The sequence below is a fragment of the Halorussus litoreus genome (assembly GCF_003382685.1).
Classification (GTDB): domain Archaea; phylum Halobacteriota; class Halobacteria; order Halobacteriales; family Haladaptataceae; genus Halorussus; species Halorussus litoreus.
Genome location: NZ_QLVG01000070.1, coordinates 1 through 23,095, shown reverse-complemented (window position 1 = coordinate 23,095; position 23,095 = coordinate 1). Strand labels below are relative to the sequence as shown.

Below are 23,095 nucleotides of genomic sequence, written 5' to 3'. Positions count from 1 at the left end.
CACGCCCGCAGGACCGACGACGATCAGGCCACGGGCGGTGCTCTCGACGGCGTTCCGGACCCGCGCGAGGTCGGCGTCGTTTAGCTCCAAGCGGCCCTGCGCGGTTTCCACGAACGGTCGTGGTCGGGCGTCGGTATCGGCATCGCTGCTCATCTCGACTCGACCTTCGGCCGCGAGCGGATTCTCGTCTGCGAAGTCGTCGGGCACGTCGCCGGGAACCTCGACCGGTTCGAGCGGTTTGCGGAACGGGACGTTGAGGTGGACCGGCCCCGGCGGGGTTCCTGTGGCTTGCGCGAGCGCCCGGCCCGCGGTCGTCCGGAGCGAGCGCAGCTTCCGGGCGTCGGCCGCCGGCTCGGCCAACTCGCGGTACCACCGCACCGCGTCGCCGTACAGCTTCCCCTGGTCGATAGTCTGGTTCGCGCCCGAATCTCGAAGCTCAGGCGGGCGGTCGGCCGTGAGGACGACCATCGGGACGCGGGCCTGATTCGCCTCGATGACCGCGGGGTGGAAGTTCGCGGCCGCCGTGCCCGAGGTGCAGACCAGCGGTGTGGGTTTGCCGGTCCGCTTCGCTCGTCCGAGCGCGAAGAACGCCGCTGAGCGCTCGTCGAGGTGGGAGTAGACCGAAATCTCGTCGTGTCGGGCGAACGCGACGGTCAAGGGAGTCGAGCGGCTGCCGGGCGCGACGCAGACCGCGTCGACCCCGCCCGCGGCGAGTTCGTCGGCCAGCGTCCGCGCCCAGAGCGTGTTCCGGTTCGGCGCGGACGCGGGAGAGTCGTCGGGGTCGCTCATTCGTCGGCTTCGAGTTCGTCGAGGATCGGTCGGTACTTGAGCTGGACCTCCTCGTACTCCTCGTCGGGGTCGCTGTCGGCCACGATACCGTTGCCAGCGAACAGCGTGGCCGAGCGGTCGCCGGTCACCGCCGACCGGATCCCCACCGCGAAGGTACCGTCGCCGTCGGCGTCGAACCAGCCGACCGGCGCGGCGTACCAGCCGCGGTCGAACGACTCGGTCTCGCGGATGGTCCGGAGCGCGGTCTCGGGCGGGAGGCCGCCCACCGCGGGCGTGGGATGCAGCGCCTCCACGATGCGGAGCACGTGGTCGTCGGCCCGGAGGTCGGCCTCGATGGGCGTCCAGAGATGCTGGATGGTCGCCAGCTTCCGGATCCGACGCTCCGCGACCCGGACCTCGCCCGAGATGGGCGCGAGCTGGTCCCGGACGGTCTCGACCACGAGTTTGTGCTCGTGGGCCATCTTCTCGCTGTTCTCGATGCTGGCTTCGAGTTCGGCGTCCGCCTCGGGGGTGTCGCCGCGGCCGACCGACCCCGCGAGCGCGTCCGCTTCGACAGTTCGGCCCCGCAAGGTGGCGAGTCGTTCGGGCGTCGCACCGAAGAAGGCCGCTTCGGTGGTCGGCTCGAACAGGAAGCGGAAGCAGTCGGGGTACGACTCGCCGAGATTTCGGAGTACGTCGGGTATCGAGACGTCGGCGGCTAATTCGACCGCGAGTGCCTGCGCGAGGGTGACCTTCCGGAGTTCGCCCGCGTCGACGCGCTCGACCGCGGCCCGGACCTGCTCGGCCCACTCCTCGCGCGTGGTCGTCGGCGTCGTTTTCACCACGCCCGGCGGGTCGCTCGGCTGGGATTCCGGAGTGTTCGCAAGCGTGTCCCGAACTTCCGCAAGTTCTTGTTCGACCGCGTCCGGGGCCGCGTCGCGAGCCGAGACGGTCAGCCACGTCTCGCCGTTGGCTCGGGTCAACTGGGTACGCGGAAGGACGAACTCGGCCCCGCCGAAACCGAGCCACGGCGGCGCGGCCTCGTGGTCGGCGTGGAAGGAAAAGCCGCCGAAGAGACGGGGTCGGGCCTCATCCGGTCCCGAGTAGTCGAGTCCCGCGAACAGTTCGTCGGCCGCCTCGCGGACCGCAGCGAAGCGGTCGTCGCCGTCGGCTGTGACCCGTGCCGCCGTGCCGCCGCCCGCGAACTCCGGGCCGTACGGGCTGGTCCAGTACGTCCGCGGGGCGTCACGCCCGGCGAGGAAACCCCGGGGGTCGCAGTCCGGTAGTTCGCAGGCCCGGCTCACGAGGGTGGAGCCGGTCGGTTCGGCCGACACCTGACCGTCACGGGGCGGAGACTCCATTCAGTCGAACTCGGGAGGCCGGAGCCTTTAGTCTAACTGTCTCGACCGTGACGATGTTCGGCGGTCGGAAGTCGATCCTCAATCGGCCGCACGCTACTCGATTTCCGACACGGCGTGCGACAGACTCCCCTTCCGATACGCGAAAAACTGCTTCTCTTCCAGCCCGGCGCGCGCTGCGCGGCGTTCTCGTGCGCCGCGCCCATCCGCGCGAGGGCGGAGCATCGCAGCGAAGCGAGAAGCGAAAGCGGCTGGGGAGGCGTGAGGCTCGCTGTCGCGGTGCGGTGGTGTGCTGTGCGGTCGCGGAGCGGTCGCGGTCACGTCTTGACTCAAGCAATAGCTAGCCGCTTCGAGACATCCACCATTTTCGCAGAAAAGCAGTCCTCCAATCTACCGACCAATTAGCTGTACCGTTCCTCGTTCCACGGGTTCGCCGTGTTGGAGTAGCCGCGCTTCTCCCAGTAGCCCCGCTCGGGATCGGTCAGGAACTCCACGCCGTCGACCCACTTCGCGCCCTTGTAAGCGTACTTGTGGGGCGTGACCACCCTGAGCGGGCCGCCGTGCTCGGCCGGCAGCGACTCGCCGCCGAACTCGTAGGTGAACAGTACCTCCTCGCGCAGGCAGTCGTCGAGGGGCAGGTTCGTGGTGTAACCGTCGAGCGCGGAGAACATGACGTGGACCGCGTCGGCCTCGACGCCGGCCAGTTCCGCCAACTGGGGGAACGTGACGCCAGCGAACTCGCAGTCGAACTTGCTCCAGCCGGTGACGCAGTGGAAGTCCTGTCGCTGGGTCTCGGTCGGCAGGTCGGTGAACTCGTCCCACGAGAAGGCGAGTTCCTCCTCGACCGCGCCGGTGACCGTAAACTCCCACGTCTCCGGGTCCCAGTCGGGTGTCCCGCTCTTCGAGAGCACGGGGAACTTGCTGGTCTCGCGCTGGCCCGGCGGGAGCCGGTCGCCGCCGAACTCCTCGTGGAGGTCCGTGACGTCCGTGACGCTCATGGAAACTACTCGGGCGTGGACGCAAGTAGGTGTGTCGACTCCGGCGACGGTCCCTCGGATTTTGTGGAGTGTCTGGAGCTTTCGAGGGATTCGGGCGACAGCACGCGAATCGAAACCGACCATTTCGGGACAGTAACGACCCAGTTCCGTCAGCGACCGGTAGGACGGCCGGGACCATCCGGCGATACTCACGGGCACTGACTGAATAACAAAGGACTGTCTATGCTAATACGGAGTTGCAATGTCAACGAAAGGCCAGCAGAAGATGGGCGATCAGGCGACCATGGAGGCCGCCGGGGAGTCGACGACCGATCTCGCGATCATCGCGTCGGCGGCGTCGGTCGCCCTCTCGTGGTACCAGTTCTTCGCGCGCGGGAACAAAATGCAGGGGCTGTTCATCGGCCTGTGGCCCCCGACCATCCTCGCGTTCGCGAGCTATTTCAACCAGAAGCGGATGCAGCAGAAGCTGGAGTCGTTCGGTCCGAGCCGCATCATGAACTCCATCGAGCAGATGCTCGGCAACCGGTGAAGTAGCGTCCGTTCGTTCCGACGGGGTCGTTCGCCCGGGATGGAGTCCGCGACGTATCGTAATCGGGAACGACTTTTTTCGAAGGCAGACGAACTCTTTGGCGAGGATTAACTGGATTTCCAGTTAGCGGTAAAACGGTCGCCCGCGACCGTACGCTCCCCGTCAGACTTATCAACACCCCTCCCGAAGCCACCAATGTTCCAATGCCGAAGGTAGAGATAACTATTCCGGAGCATCTCGAAATGCAGATCGCCCAGATGGTCGAACAGGGCGAGTTCGTCAACCGAGAGGAGGCGATTGAAGATCTCCTCTCGACCGGTCTGAAAGCCTACAAGACGAGCGGTCCGATGGACGACGACGACCGCGAACCGGGCCTCGAAGACGAGGGAATGATGGGCCACGAAGACGAGTACGTCTTCTAAGCACTTCTCTCCGTACCCCGTCGAATATTTCCCGGGATTCCTGTGTGAAGCCTTCTCAGAAACCCTTAACTCGCCCACCTTCTTATCCACGGCCATGCACAAAGACGAGCTTCTCGAACTTCACGAGGAGATGGTCCTCATCATGGAGTACTTTCAGGACCGCGAGAGCGTGCGCGACGGGCTGTTCGACCCCTACGACGAACTCGAGGTGGACCCCTCGCACGTCCACAAGTCCAAGAGCGAGCACAAGCACGCGGTGTTCGTCCTGGGCAACGCGCTCGCCACGGCGATGAGCGACGACGAGTTCAGCGAGGCGGGCCGCATCGGCAAGCGGATGCAAGAGCTCGCCGACGACGCCGAATCCAAAATATAGAACGACCTTTTTAGCACGACCTTTTACTGCACTCGGCCCGTCTGAGCCTGCGGCTCAGACGGGCCTCGCTGGTAAACGCTCGACCAAAAACACGGCGTCACCCCCTCAGCCTCGCCTCGCTCCGCTCGACGAGGCTTCGAGGGGTTCCTTGGGCCGCTCGCTCGTCGCTTCGCTCCTCGCTCGCGGTACAACTGCTGGTACTCGACGTGGGGTCGTCGGGCACGCGCGAAACATCAAATTTAGACCCTCCATCTCGTCGGTATCGACCTTCTCCCTGCACAGCTCGGCTGGTTTTAAACGTCGGACACCGAAATCCACCGCGAGCGACGACCGCAGGGAGGAGCGAGCGGCCCAAAGAACCTTCGAGGGAGTAGATGCGAGGCGGCTTTGCCGCCTCGCAGGAACGACCGACGAGGTGACGCCGTGGTTTTGGTCGAGCTTTTGCCAGCGAGGGAGGCGGTCGCCGAAGGCGTCCGCCGACCGAGCGCAGCAAAAGGTCGTAGGCCGCAAGATATTTGACACGGCTTTGGCTTCCACGTAATATGGAAACGCGCACGGTCGAACAGGTCGAAAAATGGAGCACCCGTTCGGTCGCCGACGGGTACGCTGGCCTGCGCGAACTCTCGGACGGGGAGTTCTCGGGGGCAGTCCGCGCCGGGGGCGCATGGCTGTTCATGCTCAACGGACGGATCATCGGCGTCTTCGAGGGGACGCTCGACGACTTCGAGGACGCCGACGTGACCGCCCATGCCGCACCGCATCCCTCCCTCCCGTTACTGTTCAGCATGCAGGAACAGGGCGGCGAGACGCAGGCGAAGTACTACACCAACGACACGCCGCTCACCGAGGTCGACTCGACCCTCACCGACGGAAAGTTCACCGGCTTCATCGAACTCAGCGAGAACGTCCTGAGCGGCGACTACTACGTGGCCTACTACGGCGGCCGGTCGCTGAGCGTGGCGTTCGTCGGCGCGAGCGAACAGTTGGTGAGCGGCGACGACGCGTTCGAGCGCGCCGCCGACGAGGTCGGCATCTACGAGGTCACCGACGTCGATCTGCAGGTCACCGACGTCCCCGAACCGGAGGACGACGAGCATACGGCTGCCGCTCCCTCGGACCCCACCTCCACGGACGCGACGCCCGACGCCGCCGGTGGCGGCGCGGCCACGGTCGAAAGTGACGCGCCCGCCGAGTCGGGGACGGACGACGCCACCGCCGACACCGACGACGCAGGCCAGTCGAATTCGAGCACCGACAGCACGGCCCAGACTGACGAGCCCTCGGAGCCCACCAGTGGAAGCCGATTGGCAGCGGGAAGCAGTGGGGCCTCCGAGACAGCGACCAGCGGTGCATCGGAGTCGACGGCCGCGAGTGGGTCGTCGGAAGAAGGAGTCGACGCCGAATCCGAGTCGAGCACGAGTCCGAGTTCAACTTCCAGTTCGCCCACCGGCGACGCCGGGCCAACGACCGCAGCGGACGACGCTGCCACAGGGTCCGACGCCCAACCGCGAACTTCTGGCTCCCGGTCCCAATCCTCCGATACCTCGGCGCAGGGTGCGAACTCACAATCAAAAAGTACCGGCTCGCAGCCCAGAAGCACGGAAACTCGGCCGAAAAGTACCGGCTCCCGAACTCAAAGTACCGATTCCCAGCAGGTCGGTGGGCGCCGGGACGAGGCCGGCGTCTCCACACCGTCGACGACCGAGTCCCCGTCGGGGGCAACTCCGGACTCGGACGCGAGCGACGACGCGACGGGAGCGGCCAGCGACGAGGCCGAGTGGCGCGAGACGACCACGATTCCGTCGCTCGACCCCGACCTGAGCGACGGCCCCGACCGAGCGGCCGACGAGTCCGAGAGTGGCGGGGCAGCCGCGGCGACGACACAGAGCGACAGAGGCGGCTCGGTAAACTCGACGGCTCGCGAGCAGTCTCGGACCGGAAATCGAGCGACGGGCACCCACGGGGCCAGCGCAGGTTCCGAGCGTGCGAACGAAGCGGCGAGCGCGCCTCAATCCGAAAGCACAGGCCCGTCCAAAACCGGATCACGGTCCGGCGCTGACACTGGAAAGAGCGCTACGGGCGCAGACGCTGGCAGCACGGGCGGCGCAAGCGGGGCGGGCAGTGCGGGCAACGAGTCCGGCGGATCCGACGACGCCGCGGCTCGCGCTCGAAAGCTGCAGAAACAGGTACAGCAGCGCACGCAGCAGGTCGAGCAGTTGAAAGACCGGCTCTCGACCGTCGAGTCCGAGCGCAACGAGTTCAAGCGCGAGCGCGACGCGCTCCGTCAGGAGGTCGAGCGGCTCGAAGCCAAACTCGAAGGCGCGACCCCCGGCGACGCGACGGACGCGGAGCGACGCCTCGGCGAGGCCGAGGCGTTCGACGGGACGAACCTGTTCGTCCGGTACCGGTCGAAGGGTGAGGCCACGTTGGACGAGGCCGCCGAGGGGAAGGTCGACCGCGGCGACGTGAACGGGAACCTCCGGCTCGAACACCACACCCAGTTCGAGGCCGACGAAACGAGCGTTGACGGCGAGCCGTTCGACGCGTTCCTCACCGGTTCGTTCGAGTACGAGTTCGTCTCGTGGCTGGTCGAGGACCTGCTGTACGAGATCCGGGACACCGGCCACCGCGACGACCTGCGGGACCTCTACGAGGCGCTTCCGAAGATCGACCGCGTGGACCTCCACGGTTCGGTGAGCGCGGGCGGCAACGACGAGGACACCCGACAGGAGTCGTTCGACGTCATCGTGCGTGACCGGATGGGCGACCCGCTCGTGGTCGCGGACCTCAACGACTCGCGAGACCCCACGACCGGCGAGATGATGGGGTCGCTGGTCGACGCGGCCTCGGCCGTAGCTCAGCGACACGACGAGCTAGCCGGCGCGTTCCAGGTGACCGAGAGCTTCTTCGAGCCGGAGGCGCTCGAAACCACGGAAGCGGCGACGAGCGGCGGCTTTTTGAGCCGGGAGAAGAGGGCGAGTTTCGTCAAACTCTCCCGCAAACGCGGATATCACCTCTGTCTCGTAGAAGCGCGTAGCGGCGACTTCCACCTCAACGTTCCGGAGCTCTAGCTTTCGGCTTCCTGCGTCTCGCTGATCTTCATTCCCTGCAGTTTCTCGTTGATATCGTCGACCTTGCCGTCGAGTTCGGCGACGAACTCTTCGGTCCGCTCGGTCGTGATGGCACCCTGGCTCGACGGCTCGATGAGGTTCTCCTCCTCGAGGACGCGCAGGGAGTAACGTACCTTGTGGTGGGGGTAGCCCGTCTCGTTCGACATCTTCACGATTCCGATAGGTTCGCTCTCGATGACCATCTTGAGGACCTGCAGGTGGCGTTCCAACATGTCGACTTCCTTCTCCAGTCGATCTATCATGGCACGTGTTAACTTGTCTTAGAGACTTTTAAAAGTTGCTGTCCACAGGACGGAATCGTGGGGGTTACTCGGACGTAGGAAATGGGGATAGTTAACAGTTTTGTCCGGGCGCTCTCCGGCAGGCCCGTTCTCGGTATCCTCGTCTCTGGTTGTTTCACCGGCAGAAATGCACTATTTGAGCACGGACGTGCATCACATCGGGCGAAAGACCGTAATCGGTTTACGACGAGCGGGAGAACCACTCCGCGTAATGACCGTAACCATCGTCGGCTCGCAACTCGGCGACGAGGGGAAGGGCGGTATCGTGGACCTCTGGGGTGAGGCCGCCGACGTGGTCGCCCGGTATCAGGGCGGCGACAACGCGGGCCACACCGTGGTCGAAGGCGGCACCGAGTACAAGCTATCGCTGGTCCCGAGCGGCGCGGTCCGCGGAAAGATCGGCGTTCTCGGCAACGGCTGCGTCGTCAACCCGGCGACGCTGTTCGAGGAGATCGACGGCCTGCGCGAGCGCGGGCTCGACCCGGACGTGCGCGTCGCGCGCCGCGCACACGTCATCTTCCCGTACCACCGCGTGCTCGACGGCATCGAGGAGGAGGTCAAGAGCGAGACCGAACAGGAGGTCGGCACCACGGGTCGCGGCATCGGCCCGACCTACGAAGACAAGATGGGGCGTCGGGGGATCCGCGTCGGCGACCTACTCGACCCGGACACGCTTCGGGAGCAGCTGGAGTACGTCGTCCCGCAGAAGCGCGCGCTCGCCGAGGACGTGTACGGCGTCGAGACGGGCGAGGAGTTCGACGTCGCGTCGCTGTACGAGGAGTACCGCCGCTACGGCGAACGCCTCCGCGAGGAGGAGATGACGGTCGACGCCGGACCGTTCCTCGCCGACCGGCTCGAATCGGGCGACGAAGTGATGTTCGAGGGCGCGCAGGGCACCATCCTCGACATCGACCACGGCAACTATCCGTACGTCACGTCCTCGAACCCGACCGCGGGCGGTGCCGCCACGGGAACCGGACTCGGCCCCGGCGTCGTGGGCGGCGGGGAAATCGTCGGCATCGTGAAGGCGTACCTCTCTCGGGTCGGGAGCGGCCCGATGCCCACCGAACTCGGCGGCGTCGAGGGCGACACGCCCGGCTACGACGAGCAGGGTTCGGGCGACGACGAGTCCGAGGAACTCGCCAGCTACATCCGCGAGGAGGGCGGCGAGTACGGCACAGTCACCGGACGGCCCCGCCGCGTCGGCTGGCTCGACCTGCCGATGCTCCGTCACGCGGCGCGCGCGAACGGGTTCACCGGGCTCGCGATCAACCACGTCGACGTGCTCGCGGACCTCGACGAGGTGAAGGTCGGACACAGCTACGACCTCGACACCGACGAGCAAAGCTCGTCGAGCAATCGGACGCAGTCCGATGACGGCGAGGAACTGTTCACCATCCCCGCGACGACCGAGCGGTGGGCCGACTGCGAGCCCAACTTCCGGACGTTCGACGGTTGGGACGACGTGGACTGGTCCGACGTCGCCGAGACGGGCTACGACGCCATCCCCGAGAACGCCCGTGCGTACCTCGACTACGTCAGCGACGAACTCGACACCCCGATCTACGCGGTCGGCGTCGGACCGGGCCGCGAGGAGTCCGTGGTGCTGGAAGACCCCTTCGAGTAGGGACAGGCACCTCCTCTCCTCGCCGATTGCGCTCCCGGTTCGTGCGTGCGTTCATGAACGAAGAGGCCGACTGACTCTGGGCGTCTCTATGAACAAGTCATTTGACTTGGACGAGTAGGCGGTCGGCGACGGCTCCGACGCGCCCCGCCAACCCGTCACGCTTTTGCCCCATCCGCACACACGCTCCACCATGAAAGAGTCGCTGATGGACATCATCTGCTGTCCGCTGGACAAACAGGAGCTCGAACTCGACACGACCGAGACCGACGACGAGGAGGTCCTCCAGGGGACGCTGACCTGCACGGAGTGTGGCGAGACCTACCCCATCGAGGACGGCATCCCGAACCTCCTGCCGCCGGACATGCGCGACGCGGAGGCGTAGTTTTTTCTTCCCTCGGTTGGAGATGTGAACAGCGTGTCAGCGAGTCTCCCGGTCCACCTGAATCGCGACCAACTGCACGACGTCCAGACGGTCGCGTCGTTCGAAGTCGCCGAGTCGTTCCCGATACTACTACAGAACGGCGACGCGCCGGTCCACGTCCACCTGCATCTCGACGACGCGCTGTCGCAGGTCGCCTCGATTCCGGCGAACAACCACTTCGTGGACGCCGACTCGACCCAGCAGGTAGACGTGAAGATCGCGGACGCTCCCCGGCCCGTGGAGGGCCAGCTGAAGATCGTCACCGGCCACGGCGCGGAGACCGACTACGTCACCGTCTCCGTGGTCGAGCCCGCGGAGCGCGAGGACGCCGTGGACGTGGACGCCTCGCTCGCCGATCCCGTCCCGCGGGAGCGCGACGACGAAGCGGACGGGGCCACCCCACTTCGCTCGTCGCTCGCCGGAAACGGACCCGTCGCCGCGCTCGGTCTGTTCGCGGTCGCGGTGGCAGTCGCGTCGGCGACGCTTTCGGACAGCGTGGCCGTCCTGCTCGGCGTGCTGGCGGTCCTCGGCAGCCTCGTGGCCGCGGGCTACCTGCTGGTGAGCGGCGAGTAGCGTTCTACATCGTTGCGCGACGAGTAGCGTTCCGCATCGCTTTTGCTGGTCGCCCGCCTCGCCTCGCGCATGACGCTCGCCGAAGCGGCCCGCGAGGCCGCCCGCCGTCGGCCAGCACTGCTCGGCGCGCTCCGCGCGGGAGTCGTGAACTACACCGCGGCGGCGCGCTCGCTGGACGAGGAAGTCGACGGCGACACCGAGTCGGTCGCCACCGCGCTCCGACGGTTCGCCGAGTCGTTGCCTGACGACGCTACCGAGTCGCTGGACGCCCGCGTCTCGATGCGGAGCGGTCTCGGCGAGGTGAAGCGAGACGAGGCGGACCTGGAACGCGAGAATCTGCTCGCGGTCGGCGGAACCGTTCTCCAACCCGACGCGGGGGCGTTGACCGGTGTCGTCGCGAGGGGCGAAGCCGACGGTTGCGCGCTGGCCCACGTCCTCGACAGACTCGACGTCGAGGGAATCGCGGTCAGGACCGCGGGCGTGGCCGACGGAACGCTCGTGGTCGCGGTCGAGCGACGCGACGGCCCGGACGCGCTCCGAGTCGTCGAGGACGCGCTCGACGCGGTGCCGTGCGGGCTCGCCGGCGACCGCTCGTGAGCGGTCGCCGGCGAGCCCGGACTGGTGATTTTGCCAGTGAGTTCGCGCCGGTGGTTTTGGCAGTGAGTTCGCGCCAGTGGTTGTGGCGGCGAATCCGCACTGCCGATTGCCCGCTCGTCGCACCGGCGACCGCCGGTGCGACGAGCGGGCAATCGGCGAGGCGAGGGCTGCACATTGTCGGCGCGAAGTGTGTCTATCGAACCATTAAAGCGGCCGCTGGAGCTACTAGTCGCCAATGACGCTCGAAGTGACGAACACCCTCACCGGTGAGCGGGAGCCGTTCGAACCGCAGGACCCCGACTCCGTGCTGCTTTACTACTGCGGACTGACGGTCTCGGACTTCGCCCATCTCGGGCACGCTCGGTCGTGGGTACACGTGGACGCGATGCACCGCTGGCTCGAGCACCTCGGCTACGACGTGCGACACGTCGAGAACTTCACCGACGTGAACGAGAAGATCGTCGCCCGCGTTGGCGAAGACGAGCTGGGCGACTCCGAGGGCGAAATCGCGCGCCACTTCATCTCCGAGACCATCGAGGACATGCGCTCGCTCAACCTCCTGCGCGCGGAGGTGTACCCCCGCGTGAGCGAGCACGTCCCCGAGATTATCGACCTCGTCGAGACCCTGACCGAGAAGGGGTACGCCTACGAGTCGAACGGCTCGGTGTACTTCGACGTGACCGAGTTCGAGGAGTACGGCAAGCTCTCGAATCAGAAGATAGAGGAGATGGAAGCGCAGGGCGAGGAGTCCGAACGGTCCGAGAAGCGCCATCCCGCGGACTTCGCGCTCTGGAAATCCGGGGAAGCGCATCCCGACGACGCCCCCGCGGGCGGGCAGACGTGGGACTCGCCGTGGGGCGAGGGCCGACCCGGCTGGCACATCGAGTGCTCGGCCATGAGCACGACCCACCTCGGCGACACGCTCGACGTGCACGTCGGCGGCCAGGACCTCGTCTTCCCCCACCACGAGAACGAGATCGCCCAGAGCGAGGCCGCGACCGACCAGCAGTTCGCGAAGTACTGGCTCCACGTCCGCCTGCTGGAGACCGGGGGCGAGAAGATGTCCTCCAGCCTCCAGAACTACTTCACGGTCCGGAACGCCGTCTCGGAGTTCGGCCCGAAGGCCGTCCGGATGTTCCTGCTGTCGACCGCGTACAACAACCGCCAGACGTACAGCGAGGCGACCCTCGACGAGGCGGTCGAGCGCTGGGAACGACTCGACCGCGGATACGACCGCGCGGTCGAGGCACTCGACAGCACCGACGCCCGGACGAAGGTCGAGGACGCCGACCTCCGGGGAGCGGTCGAGCGCACGCGCGAGGAGTTCGCCGACGCGATGAACGACGACTTCAACACCCGCGAGGCCATCACGGCGCTGCTGGAACTCGTGAGCGCGGTCAACCGGCACCTCGACGAGCGCGAGGAGTTCGACTACCGGGCGCTCCGCGAGGCGGTCGATTCGTTCGAGGAACTCGGCGAGCGCGTCCTCGGATTCGCGCTGGCGGGCGACGGCGAGGGCGACGTGGAACTGCTCGACGAACTGGTCGAACTCGTGCTCGACGTGCGCGAGCAGGAGCGCGGTGCGGGCAACTACGAGCGCGCCGACGACCTCCGCGACGAACTCGAAGCGCTCGGCGTCGAGGTCCAGGACACCGACTCCGGCGCGGAGTTCCGCGTGGAGTAGCGGTACAGCCCTCGAACGAACGACTGGCGAGGTTTCGCTTCGGAGGTCCCATCGCTGGAAACGCTTTTCTCGGTCGCGTTCGTCCCCGGCGGTATGAACACCGCGTCGGTCGCCGGGAGCGCGTTCACACTCGCCGGAATCGCAGGGTACGCAATCGGCGTGGTCACGCCGTACCCCGGCCGGGCCTTCTCGGTGACGGCACTGATGATCGGCGTGACCCTGCTCGCCATCGGCGCGGGCAGCGATTCGTCCGACGCGAACGAGCAGTCGGCAGCCTCGGGAGGCGATTCGGCGTGACGGTCTCCTCGGTGGTCTACTCGTCCGACGGGACGACCAGCTACACCGACCTCGGAACCGCGCGCGACGCCGAGGGCACGACGTGGGTGCGCGCCTCGTCGGCGAACGCCGCGGAGATGAGCCGGGTCGCCGAGGCCTTCGGCGTCCACTCGCTCGCCGTCGAGGACGTGCGCAACGGCGTCCGGCCGAAGACCGAGGAGTTCGACGACCACACGTTCGTCCTGCTCAAGACCGCGAGCCTCCGGCGCGGCGAGACTACGTTCGACGAGGAGATCGCGGTCCGGTCGGTCGGCTTCTTCGTCGGCGACGATTGGCTGGTAACCCTCTCGACCGAGTCGGTCGACCCGGTCGATCGCATCTGGGAGTTGGTCCGCCGCGAGGAGGACCGCATCCTCCGGCACGGCCCGGACTTCGCGGCCTACCGCGCCATCGACGGCATGGTGGACGCCTACTTCCACGTACTCGACAGCATCGAGGACCAGATCGAGCAGTTCGAGGAGGACGTGACCACCGCGACCGACGTGGAGACGCTGGAGACCATCAACAACGTCCGGCGCGAACTCCTCTCGTTCCGCAAGCTGCTGTGGCCCTCCCGGGAGGCCATCGGCTACCTCGCTCGCGGGGACCCCGAGCAGATACAGGAGTCCACCGAGAAGTACTACCGCGACGTGTACGACCACATCGTCCAACTCGTCGACCTGACCGAGACGTACCGCGATCTGGCCGGCGGTGCCCGGGACATCTACCTCAACTCGCTGTCGCTGTCGACCAACGAGGTGATGAAGAAGCTCACGGTCGTCGCGACCATCGTGCTCCCGCTGACGTTCGTGGTCGGCGTCTACGGCATGAACTTTTCGGGGGGTCCGTACAACATGCCGGAGTTGGGGTGGACGTTCGGTTACCCCGCGGTCATGCTCGGGATGGCGGCCGTGACCTTGATACTCGTGGTGTACTTCCGGGAGTCGGGCTACGTCTAAGGGCGACGCGGACTTAATTGTCCTCGCGGTAGGCGAGTACCACTACGACAGTTCCGTTCTTTTCGACGTAGATTCCTGCCTGTCCACCCGATTCGTAGTACGGGAACGCCGACATAACATCAACTGTGCTTTCGACATTACCTCCAACCACATTCTGCTGGGCAAATCCCGAATCGTCCTGTACTGCTTCCGTCACCACGCTACGGACAACACGGTACTTCTCCGTCTGGAATGTCTCGTTCGAGAACGAGACGACGGTCATGTTCTTCGGCGGCGTCTCTACCACCTGCGCTGTGACGGACCCCTTCGGCGTGGCCGTCTGTAACTGTGATTCAGTCGTCGAAGTCGACGATGTCGTACTGTCTACGGATGTAGTTACTGATGTTGGTGATTCACTCGTCACGATGGTTGACGTATCCGACTCCCTATTACTTGGCGCGCTAGTACACCCTGCCAAAATCACCATAATAGCAAGTAGCACTCGATATTTCATATCTGTCCCTTAGTAGAACATCAAGTTAAGCTAGTCGTTGATTTTTTCACATCTGTTGCCACCAGCACGGTTCTCTCCGGCGGGGGTATCGTAAGACCACGCATGCACCCCGAAAAGATACCGGTCGCGATCGATGACGGTGTAAACCGGGGCACCGCTGTCACCGTTGGTTGATGCTAAGTCTGTCCAGTACGCAGTCTGATTCTCGTCCCGATCATTAGCATACCCGGTGAGGACGCCCGTTTCGATTTCAGTCACGGCCCTTGTTTGCACACTCTGTCGCTATTTAGGTTGTTTTCACCCAGCCGAAGGAAACACCCCCAGAAATAGTGGAAGGCTCTGCCGAGATGGACAAAGTCCCGAGCCAGCACAAGCACACGATACCGGTCCGCATAAGCGTCCTCCGCGTCATCTCCGGGACGATGACGTGGCTGGCGACGCTCGAACGGCGCACCCCACCGATGGCCGCGCTCGCGGTGTCGGTCGTCGCGGTGAGCACAAGCGCCATCCTCGTCCGGTTCAGCGACGCGCCGAGCGTCGTAAAGGCGCTCTACCGGGTGGTGTTCACCACGCTCCTGCTCGCGCCGTTTGCGGTCACGCACTACCGGGAGGACCTCCGGGCGCTGTCCCGGCGCGACGCGCTCGTCGCGGTCGTGACCGGCGTGGCGCTCGCGGCCCACTTCGCGGCGTGGTTCGAGAGCTTGGAGTGGACCACCGTCGCCGCCAGCGTGACGCTCGTCCAGTCCCAGCCTATCTTCGTCGCGGTCGGCGCGGCGCTGTGGCTCGAGGAGACCGTCAACCGTCGGATGATCGCCGGGGCACTCGTGGCGGTCGGCGGCGTGGCGTTCATGTCGCTCGGCGGGCTGCTGTCCGGCGGTGCGCTCGCTGGCGCGCGACCGATGTACGGGAACGCCCTCGCGCTCGTCGGTGCGGTCATGGCCGCGGGCTACGTGCTCGCCGGCCGGTCGCTCCGCCAGCGCGTCGCGCTCGTCCCGTACGTGACCGTGGTCTACTCGGTCTGCGCGGTCGTGCTGTTCGCGGTCGCGCTCGTGGAGGTCGACACTGAGGGGCCGGTCGCGGCCGCCGTCGCGTTGACGGCCTACCCGCCGGTCGAGTGGCTACTCTTCCTCGCCATGGCGGTCGGCCCGGGCATCTTCGGCCACACGGTGATCAACTGGGCGCTGAAGTACGTCGAGTCGAGCGTGGTCAGCGTCACCCTGCTGGGCGAACCCGTGGGGTCGACCCTGCTCGCGCTCGTCCTGCTCGCCGAGATACCCGACGCCTTCACCGTCGCCGGCGGCGCGGTCGTCCTCGCGGGCATCTACGTGACCGCGACCGGGCGCCCGGAAGCGGCGTAGCTCTGGAGGCGACCAGCACAGCGTAGGCGGCGATCACCCCCGGACTGAACTCGTTCTCGAAACTCGAAGTCACCGAGAGCGCGCTCTCAGGAGTGGCGTACTCCTCCTCAGCCTCCGGCTTCTCAATCGGTACGTCACAGCTGAAGATCAGTCAGCCGACCGATAACAATGGGGTGGAACGGTGAACTGTTCGGCTAACCATGCCGTGAGTCCAGCTTCCGTCGTTAAGATGCACGAAATCACAAGAAATCGTAGAATTCCCATCCGTTCACCCCCACTCACGATGTACGAACCACCCCGAGGGAACCGCCTCGACTCACCCGAGAACGGGCGTTCCCCGCCGACCAACCGTGGTCTGGACGCGCCAACCGAACGCGGTCCGGACGCGCCGACCGACCGCGCATCGGACGACTGGTATCGAGCGCCGACCGAAGCCCGCCCCGCGAATGGCCGCGACTCGGGAGGTGATCCGACGTGACCGACCCGCGGACGAAGGTGTTGAGCTTCCTGCTCGTCGTCACCGTGATCGCGGGCGCGGTGCCCGCCGCGGGCGTCGGCCCAGTCGCCGCGGCCACGACAGGCAACGACGACCCCGGCAACACCCCCAGCGACGACCCCGCGAACACGCCCGGTGACGATCCCGACGCGTTCCACCTCCAACAGAACGGCCAGTGCTACGAGATCGGGACGCTCGGCGACGGTAGCCAGTCCGTCGAGGCGTTCTACGACTACCGGAACCCGGAGACGGACCCGTCGAGCGACAAGTACGCGTCGTTCGGCACGACGCACCTGCAGGACAACCAGGAGAGCAAACTGCTGGTGTACAACGGGTCCGACGGGTACAGCCTCGTCGTCATCCACGACGAGATGAGCCAAGACGACGGCGGCGCGCCGTACGGGAGCACCGTCACGTTCCAGCTTTCGGGCGTGAACAACAGCTCGTGGGTCGTTCAGGACGACTCCTACGATGACGGCAACCAGGACGACAACTGGGACACCGCCGGCAACACCCACGAGATCGACTGGAAGTGGAGCGGCGACCGGAACGACGGCGGAGCTCTCAGCAACGTCACCGGCGAGGAGATCACCATCGACCCCGGGTTCAACGAGGACGCGTCCGCGTGGGACTCGTGGCCCTACGCCGGTGACGAGCAGAACAAGACCGACGACTGGCGCGTCGTCGACAGGGAAGGCGACTACCGGTTCGAGCAGTTCCTCGACATGAGCGAGAGCGTGACGCTCGTCTCGGGCACCTGCTCGGACGGCGCGAGTCCGAGCGCTGACCTGACGTCCTCGCCAAAGTCCGCCGGCAACGACGGAACCGTGACTCTCGACGCCAGTAGCTCCACTGACGCGGACGACGACATCGAGGAGTATCACTGGGACGTCGACGGTGACGGCGAGATCGACGAGCGGACCGACGACGCCTCGCTCGAACACACCTACGAACAATCCGGCAACTACACCGCGACCGTCCTCGTCGTCGACGAAACCAACCGCGAGGATACCGCGACCACGACGGTTGAAGTGCCGGAGTCGGACGACGGCGACGGTGGCGACGACGGCAGCGGAGGCGATGACGGCGATAGTAGTGGCGGAGACGATAGTGATGGCGGCGACGACCCGCCAGCGGACGGGAGCCCGAACGCAGCCCTCTCGCTGACCGATTCGGTCGCCGACTTCAGTAACACGGTCGGCTTCAACGCCAGCGGTTCCACCGCCGACGGCGAGATAGTCGAGTACCACTGGGACTTCGACGGCGACGGCCACGTCGACCGGACGACCCCCGACGAGAGCACGGAGGGGAGCAAGACCAACGACGCGCACACGGCGTACCACGTCGTGTATTCGCTGTACGACGACCCCGGCACCTACACCGCGGAGGTGACCGTCGTGACCGACGACGGCGACACCGACACCGCGACCGCGGAGTTGGAAGTCGAGAAGAACGACGAAACCGAGCCGAGCGCGACGCTCGACGTGCCGCCCGAAGTGACGGTCGGCGAGCAGTTCGAGGTCGAAGCGACCGATATCTCCGAGGTGACCATCCAGCACGTCGGCTGGGTCTTCGACGGAGAGGTCGGCCCAACAGGTGAGACTGTGAAACACACCTTCGAGGAGACCGGCGAGAAGAAGGTCGAGCTTCGGCTCATCGACCACGCCGGGAACAAGAACGTGCTGAACACCACGGTCGACGTAGTGGAAGCCGACGACGGTGACTCCGGCGACGGTGACTCCGACGACGGCGACACCGGTGACGGCGACGAGCCGGACGATGGCGACACTGGCGACGGCGACACCGGCGACGGCGACGAGTCGGACGACGGTGACGACTCGGACGGCGACGATTCGAACGAGGGCGGTCTCGACGATGACGACGACCGGGACAGCCACTCCGGCGGCGTCCCGAGCGTCGACCCCGGTGACGACGAGTCGGCCGACGACCGGGCGATGAACGACGGGCCGCGGAGCGTCGCGGCGAACCTGAGCGACGACGACGGTCGCTTCGGCAGCGTCGTCGCGACGGCGGACAACGGGTCGAAGCTCGCGGTCGAGGTCCACGGCACCGCGCCGGGCGGCCTCCCCGCGCCGAGCCCCGACGCCGACGGCTTCGAGGCGATCACGTTCCTGACCGTCGAGGGTGCCGACGGGGTGAACCTGACGGTCGCGAACGACCGGCTCGACGCAGTTGGCGCGACCCCCGAGAACGTGTCGCTGTTCCGCTACGAGAACGACACCTGGTCGGCGGTCGAGACCAGCGTGACGAACGCGAGCGGGAACGCGACCGAGTTCCGGGCGAACGCCACGAACGGCACCTACGCGCTCGGCGTCGAGCGACCCGCCATCGGCGTCGCGGACCTGACCGTGCAGAATGCCGAGATCGCGGCCGGCGACTCGGCCACCATCGCGGTGACGGTCGAGAACGATGGGCTGGCCGCGGGCGAGGGGACGGTCGAGCTGACGGTCGACGGCGACGTGGTCGAGACGCGGACCGTCTCGCTGCCCGCTGGCGAGTGGCAGACGCTGCGGTTCGCGCCGACGTTCGCCGACGAGGGCACCTTCGAGGTGACCGTCGGCGACGCGAGCGCGGAGATCGTCGTCGAGAGCGCGGAGACGACCACCACGACCACGACGACGGAGACGAGCGACGCTGGCGAGCCGACGACGACCACCGAAGCGACGGTCGACCCTACCACCACCGACGATAGTAGTGCCGGCACCCCCGGCTTCGGCGTGGCGGTCGCGCTGGTGGCCCTGCTGGCCGCGACGCTGCTCGCGCTCCGGCGTCGCTGAATCGCTGCTAACCTCTTTCGGCGCGCTATTTTTGAGGGGTCCGTGGCACTGGCTCGGTAGCTACAGCCCTGTCGCGGTTTCGACCGCGGTCGCGAGCGGGCTCGCGGCCGCGGTCGAAACCGCGACTACTCGACGTTCTCCGGGCTGTCCGTCGCTCTGGAACTACTCGACGTACTCGGGGCGCTCCTCGTACTCGATGGGGTCGCGCACGCCGACGCGCTGGAACGCCTGCAGCCGATACGCGCAGGCGTCGCAGGTGCCGCAGGCCGGCGACTCCTCGCGGTAGCAGCTCCACGTCAGGTCGTAGGGAACGCCGAGCTCGACCCCGCGCTCGGCCACGTCGGTCTTCGACCACTCGGCGAACGGCGCGCGGATCTCGATGTCGGTGTCGTCCTTGGTTCCGGTGTCGACGACCCGCTGGAACGCGTCGAAGAACGCCGGCCGGCAGTCGGGATAGCCCGAGAAGTCCTCGCTGTGCGCGCCGATGAACACCGCTCCGCAGTCGTTGGCCTCGGCGTAGGCGGTCGCCATCGCGAGCAGGTTGGCGTTCCGGAACGGGACGTACGACGACGGGACCCCGTCCGAGTCGAGGTCGGCGTCCTCGACCGCGACCTCGTCGTCGGTCAGGCTCGACCCGCCGATTCGTTCGAGATGGCTCGTCTCGACGCGGAGGAAGTCGGCTGCGTCGACCTCGTCGGCTAACTGGCGGGCGCACTCGTACTCGCGGTCCTCGGTCGCCTGTCCGTAGGAGGTGTGGAGCAGGTAGAGGTCGTAGCCGTCTGCGGCAGCCTCGTAAGCTGCGGTCGCGCTGTCCATCCCGCCGGACGCGAGGACGACCGCGCGCTTCGAGTTGGCGTCGGCTTCGGATTCGGGAGTGGATTCGGGCATATTCGAGTATTCTCCTGGGACTCTCAAGAGATAACCGGTTCCGAGAGACGGTCCCCGAACACACCTATCGATAGAACTAACATACGCGTGTCAGAACAGGTCGCCATGGGTGCTATTTCGGCCCTCTCGACTGCCGTGCAGACGCTGAAGCGCAACACCGTGCTGTTCGCCGCGACGTTCCTCGTGGTCCTCGTGAACTTCGCCATCTCCGGAGCGATGTACGCGTTGCCACCGTCGACTGCCGGGCTGGCGTCGGTCCCGCTGTCGTGGGCGTCGATGCTCCTCACGCCGTTCCTGATGGGCGGACTGCTCGCGATGGCCGACGAGGGGCTCGGCGGCCGGACGAGGCTCGGGACGTTCCTCGACGGCGGGCGAGCCAACTACCTCCGGCTGCTCGCCTCGATGGTTCTGTTCGGTATCCTGCTGGCCGTGATCGGGTTCGCGGCCGTGGTCGGATTCGCCGTGCTCGCGGTGTTCACCGTCGGGATGAGCGCCACCGGTGCCGCAGGCTCCGTGACGGCGTCCAGCGGGAGCCTCGTCGTACTCGGCGTCTTCGCCTTCGTCGCCGCGGTGGTGACGTTCCTCCCCATGTTCTTCCTCCAGTTCTACGGTGCCGCCGTCGTCGTGTCGGACCTCGGCCCTGTAGACTCGTTCAAGCGGAGCTCCGGACTCGTGCGACGGAATCTCCTCTCGACGCTCGGCTACTCCGCAGTCACGATAGTCGTCGGTGGAACGGTCGGCGTCGTCGCGGGCGTCGCCTCGCTCGTCGCCTCGCTGTCGTTCCAGTCCGAGCAGTTCTCCGGGACCGAGCTCCCCCTTCCGGAACTGAGTCTTGGCGCGGTCGCAGCGGCCGCAATCGTCGCGGTCGTCCTCACGACGGTCGTCTCGGCGTTCGCCTCGGTCTATCAGGTCGCGTTCTACGAGGACGTGCTCGAACGGACGCAACTCGGCGAGGACGACCCGGCGGTCGACGCGACGTAGAACTGCGGCTCTGCGCTTCTCTCGGATGGAAATGCTCTTCTGGCTACTGACGAAATCGGTAGTGCCCCGCGACGTCAGTGTCGCGTGACGTGGTACAGCACGCCCCAGACGAACGCCAGCCCCGACGCGATGATGAGGCTGCCGACGAACTGGGGCGGGTAGACGACACCCGTCACGTCAAGCAACAGTTCCCCCGCCATCTCGGACACGCGGGCGAACGGCGGTGCGACCTGCCAGACGTACTTCGAGATGACGGTCGCGACGATCATACTTGCGAACGCGGCGAACGAGTGCGAACCGCCGGTCTTGGCTGGCATGTGGTATGTTCTCCCCAGTTACTAACCGGGAGTGGTACGACGCTAATTAAATGTATCGGGTCCGCGCGGCGGCGGTGTTTAGATACGCGCGATCAGTGCTTGGCTTCGCTTGGTGGAGCAACCGACATGCCTGGCGGACTGAAAGGGCGAGGGCGCTCGTGCAACGCTTGGTCGTCTCAGCGCGGCCCTATTCGGCGCGCGTAGAACTGCGCGCGCCGAATATCCCGCTGAGCGACCGCGAGCGCCCGAGGGCTTTCGAAGACTCCTCGGCAAGTCTACCGGTTTATCTGGACATTGCCTCGCACGAGGATGCTGACCGAACTACGTCTCTGGCGCGTCGTTCCAGAGCGTGACGTGGAGCCGCGGCGTGTACCGAAAGCCGTACTTCTGGGCGAGTTCGGCCGCGACCGGACGCGTCTCCGCGAGGCGCTCGCGGATCGCGCCCTCGGGCATCAGCAGGACGTCGGTGTCTCGTACGTCGACCGCAGCCGCGTCCCGAATCCGGGCGAGCAGGTCCGTGATCTCCGCGGCGTCATCGCGCTCGCCGACCACGAACTTGAGCTGGAAGTCGTAGTCCTCGACCAGCGCCGCCAGCGCCTCGAGGTCGATCCGGCGGTCATCGTGGCGGTCGGTCCACTCGCTCACGTCGGTCAGTGCCTTGGCCGGTGCGTTCGCCTGTGCATCCGATGGCCTGGGATCGGTCTCGGGAGTAGGGTCAGTTTCGGGCGTGGGCGTGCTCGACGCCAGCTTCGGGCTCACGCTGGCGAGATCGATGGGTGCGTCCCGGTAGATAGTCCCGTTGGTCTCGACCGTGGTGTGATAGCCCTGCTCGTCGAGGCCCGTCAACAGGGCCTCCACGGCGTCGTGGAGCAGCGGCTCGCCGCCCGTGACGACCACGTGCTCGGCGTCGTAAGACTCGATGGCCCGTAGAATCTCCTCGACGCGCATCGTGGCGTGGGTGGGCTCCCACGAGGTGTGGTACGAGTCGCAGAACCAGCACCGGAGGTTACAGCCCGAGGTCCGGACGAAGACGCTCGGCACCCCCGCGAGGCGACCCTCTCCCTGCAACGACGCGAACAGTTCGTTTATCGGGAGGGCGTCCGTTTCGTTGGCGTCGCTGTTCCGATTCTCGGCCCGCTCGCGCTCGGTCGACCGGTCGGGGTCGCTGGACACCGGCATGGTCAGAACGGGGTCCCGCCCGAGAGTTCGGCCGTCTCGCTCACCTGCACCGCAATCTCGGAGACCGTGTCTGGCAACTCGCTGGCGAGGCGGCGCTCCAGCACCGCGCTCATCACCTCGGCGGTCGGCGGGGCGTCGAGCACCACGACCGCGTCGCCGTCGCCGCTCTCCTCGAACGCCTCGACGAGCGGGTCGCCGTCCTCCAGCAGGAACCGGTGGTCCCATTCGGAGAGGACTGCGGTAATATCTCCTTTGTCGACGATCCAGCCCTCCTCGCGGAGTTCGCCGACGACCTTCACCGCGATCTCGTAGTTGTGGCCGTGCGGCCGGCTGCACTTCCCGTCGTGGTGCTGGATTCGATGCCCCGCGGAGATGCGAATGGGTCGATTTCGACCGACGTAGAGGGTGCGATGGTCGGCGTCGGGAGACGCAGACTCAGATACTCTTCGAGACATACTCCAAGATTACTCGTGGAGCACTTAAACTCACGCAAACGGTTCGACCACCCGCCAGCCAGCGCGCGGCCGGGCGCGGCGCGGTTCCGCGCCG

Annotated in this window: 24 protein-coding genes; 14 read left to right on the top strand and 10 right to left on the bottom strand. The window is 66.4% G+C overall.

Annotated features, from left to right (window positions below; all coding sequences use genetic code 11):
• The 3 genes from menD to DPQ64_RS17305 all read right to left on the bottom strand — a co-directional run.
• Positions 1-789 (bottom strand): 2-succinyl-5-enolpyruvyl-6-hydroxy-3-cyclohexene-1-carboxylic-acid synthase (menD, locus tag DPQ64_RS17315; RefSeq protein ID WP_115865559.1); only part of this gene is annotated, 789 nt, incomplete at its 3' end.
• Positions 786-2,129 carry an isochorismate synthase gene (locus DPQ64_RS17310; protein ID WP_115865558.1) on the bottom strand — a complete coding sequence of 448 codons (1,344 nt, stop codon included), beginning with the start codon at positions 2,127-2,129 and terminating at the stop codon, positions 786-788. The genes menD and DPQ64_RS17310, both read right to left, overlap by 4 nt.
• Before the next feature lie 398 nt (positions 2,130-2,527).
• Positions 2,528-3,124, bottom strand: a complete 597-nt coding sequence (locus DPQ64_RS17305; protein WP_115865557.1) for a sulfite oxidase-like oxidoreductase — start codon at positions 3,122-3,124, stop codon at positions 2,528-2,530.
• Between the two features lie 241 nt (positions 3,125-3,365).
• Between DPQ64_RS17305 and DPQ64_RS17300 the strand changes: the two genes are divergently transcribed.
• The 4 genes from DPQ64_RS17300 (at position 3,366) to DPQ64_RS17285 (ending at position 7,519) form a co-directional block, all read left to right on the top strand.
• Positions 3,366-3,653, top strand: coding sequence for a hypothetical protein (locus tag DPQ64_RS17300; protein ID WP_232820620.1), 288 nt, complete (start codon positions 3,366-3,368; stop codon positions 3,651-3,653).
• Between the two features lie 203 nt (positions 3,654-3,856).
• On the top strand, positions 3,857-4,075 hold the full coding sequence (locus DPQ64_RS17295; RefSeq protein WP_115865556.1) for a ribbon-helix-helix domain-containing protein: 219 nt from the start codon (positions 3,857-3,859) through the stop codon (positions 4,073-4,075).
• Between the two features lie 94 nt (positions 4,076-4,169).
• Positions 4,170-4,448: a UPF0058 family protein gene (locus DPQ64_RS17290; RefSeq protein WP_115865555.1), complete on the top strand. Its 279-nt coding sequence runs from the start codon at positions 4,170-4,172 to the stop codon at positions 4,446-4,448.
• Positions 4,449-4,990: 542 nt separating this feature from the next.
• Positions 4,991-7,519, top strand: coding sequence for a DUF7527 domain-containing protein (locus DPQ64_RS17285; RefSeq protein ID WP_115865554.1), 2,529 nt, complete (start codon positions 4,991-4,993; stop codon positions 7,517-7,519).
• Here the strand turns inward: DPQ64_RS17285 and DPQ64_RS17280 are convergent.
• Positions 7,516-7,821 carry a hypothetical protein gene (locus DPQ64_RS17280; RefSeq protein WP_115865553.1) on the bottom strand — a complete coding sequence of 102 codons (306 nt, stop codon included), beginning with the start codon at positions 7,819-7,821 and terminating at the stop codon, positions 7,516-7,518. The genes DPQ64_RS17285 and DPQ64_RS17280 overlap by 4 nt on opposite strands.
• A 250-nt stretch (positions 7,822-8,071) precedes the next feature.
• Here DPQ64_RS17280 and DPQ64_RS17275 point away from each other — a divergent pair, with 250 nt between their 5' ends.
• The 7 genes from DPQ64_RS17275 (at position 8,072) to corA (ending at position 14,036) form a co-directional block, all read left to right on the top strand.
• A complete protein-coding gene (locus DPQ64_RS17275; RefSeq protein ID WP_115865552.1) occupies positions 8,072-9,487 on the top strand; it encodes an adenylosuccinate synthase in 1,416 nt (471 codons plus the stop codon).
• A 190-nt stretch (positions 9,488-9,677) separates the two neighbouring features.
• A complete protein-coding gene (locus DPQ64_RS17270) occupies positions 9,678-9,869 on the top strand; it encodes a methytransferase partner Trm112 (RefSeq protein ID WP_115865551.1) in 192 nt (63 codons plus the stop codon).
• 33 nt (positions 9,870-9,902) lie between these two features.
• Positions 9,903-10,481 (top strand): DUF7524 family protein, encoded by a 579-nt coding sequence (locus tag DPQ64_RS17265; RefSeq protein ID WP_157971772.1) that lies wholly within the window; start codon positions 9,903-9,905, stop codon positions 10,479-10,481.
• Positions 10,482-10,550: 69 nt separating this feature from the next.
• Positions 10,551-11,078, top strand: coding sequence for a DUF7523 family protein (locus DPQ64_RS17260; protein ID WP_115865549.1), 528 nt, complete (start codon positions 10,551-10,553; stop codon positions 11,076-11,078).
• Positions 11,079-11,313: 235 nt separating this feature from the next.
• Positions 11,314-12,762 carry a cysteine--tRNA ligase gene (cysS, locus tag DPQ64_RS17255; RefSeq protein WP_115865548.1) on the top strand — a complete coding sequence of 483 codons (1,449 nt, stop codon included), beginning with the start codon at positions 11,314-11,316 and terminating at the stop codon, positions 12,760-12,762.
• 93 nt (positions 12,763-12,855) lie between these two features.
• On the top strand, positions 12,856-13,059 hold the full coding sequence (locus tag DPQ64_RS17250) for a hypothetical protein (RefSeq protein WP_115865547.1): 204 nt from the start codon (positions 12,856-12,858) through the stop codon (positions 13,057-13,059).
• Positions 13,056-14,036: a magnesium/cobalt transporter CorA gene (corA, locus tag DPQ64_RS17245; protein WP_115865546.1), complete on the top strand. Its 981-nt coding sequence runs from the start codon at positions 13,056-13,058 to the stop codon at positions 14,034-14,036. The genes DPQ64_RS17250 and corA overlap by 4 nt, the downstream gene beginning before the upstream one ends.
• A 13-nt stretch (positions 14,037-14,049) precedes the next feature.
• Here corA and DPQ64_RS18995 read toward each other — a convergent pair whose 3' ends face one another.
• Complete coding sequence (locus DPQ64_RS18995) at positions 14,050-14,322, bottom strand: hypothetical protein (RefSeq protein ID WP_157971771.1); 273 nt, start codon at positions 14,320-14,322, stop codon at positions 14,050-14,052.
• Between the two features lie 237 nt (positions 14,323-14,559).
• Positions 14,560-14,787 (bottom strand): trypsin-like serine peptidase, encoded by a 228-nt coding sequence (locus DPQ64_RS18990; RefSeq protein ID WP_157971770.1) that lies wholly within the window; start codon positions 14,785-14,787, stop codon positions 14,560-14,562.
• Between the two features lie 164 nt (positions 14,788-14,951).
• On the opposite strand from DPQ64_RS18990, the gene DPQ64_RS17240 reads away from it, so the two are divergent.
• A complete protein-coding gene (locus tag DPQ64_RS17240) occupies positions 14,952-15,887 on the top strand; it encodes a DMT family transporter (protein WP_115865560.1) in 936 nt (311 codons plus the stop codon).
• A gap of 474 nt (positions 15,888-16,361) precedes the next feature.
• Positions 16,362-19,181 (top strand): PKD domain-containing protein, encoded by a 2,820-nt coding sequence (locus DPQ64_RS17230; protein WP_115865544.1) that lies wholly within the window; start codon positions 16,362-16,364, stop codon positions 19,179-19,181.
• 162 nt (positions 19,182-19,343) lie between these two features.
• Here DPQ64_RS17230 and queC read toward each other — a convergent pair whose 3' ends face one another.
• Positions 19,344-20,069 (bottom strand): 7-cyano-7-deazaguanine synthase QueC, encoded by a 726-nt coding sequence (gene queC, locus DPQ64_RS17225; RefSeq protein WP_115865543.1) that lies wholly within the window; start codon positions 20,067-20,069, stop codon positions 19,344-19,346.
• Positions 20,070-20,174: 105 nt separating this feature from the next.
• On the opposite strand from queC, the gene DPQ64_RS17220 reads away from it, so the two are divergent.
• Positions 20,175-21,050, top strand: coding sequence for a DUF7847 domain-containing protein (locus DPQ64_RS17220; RefSeq protein ID WP_157971769.1), 876 nt, complete (start codon positions 20,175-20,177; stop codon positions 21,048-21,050).
• Between the two features lie 74 nt (positions 21,051-21,124).
• Here DPQ64_RS17220 and DPQ64_RS17215 read toward each other — a convergent pair whose 3' ends face one another.
• From DPQ64_RS17215 to DPQ64_RS17205, 3 genes are all read right to left on the bottom strand, one after another.
• Positions 21,125-21,367 (bottom strand): hypothetical protein, encoded by a 243-nt coding sequence (locus tag DPQ64_RS17215; RefSeq protein ID WP_115865541.1) that lies wholly within the window; start codon positions 21,365-21,367, stop codon positions 21,125-21,127.
• A 321-nt stretch (positions 21,368-21,688) separates the two neighbouring features.
• A complete protein-coding gene (locus DPQ64_RS17210) occupies positions 21,689-22,546 on the bottom strand; it encodes a 7-carboxy-7-deazaguanine synthase QueE (protein WP_115865540.1) in 858 nt (285 codons plus the stop codon).
• A 2-nt stretch (positions 22,547-22,548) separates the two neighbouring features.
• Complete coding sequence (locus DPQ64_RS17205; protein WP_115865539.1) at positions 22,549-23,001, bottom strand: 6-pyruvoyl trahydropterin synthase family protein; 453 nt, start codon at positions 22,999-23,001, stop codon at positions 22,549-22,551.
• Positions 23,002-23,095: the final 94 nt, after the last annotated feature.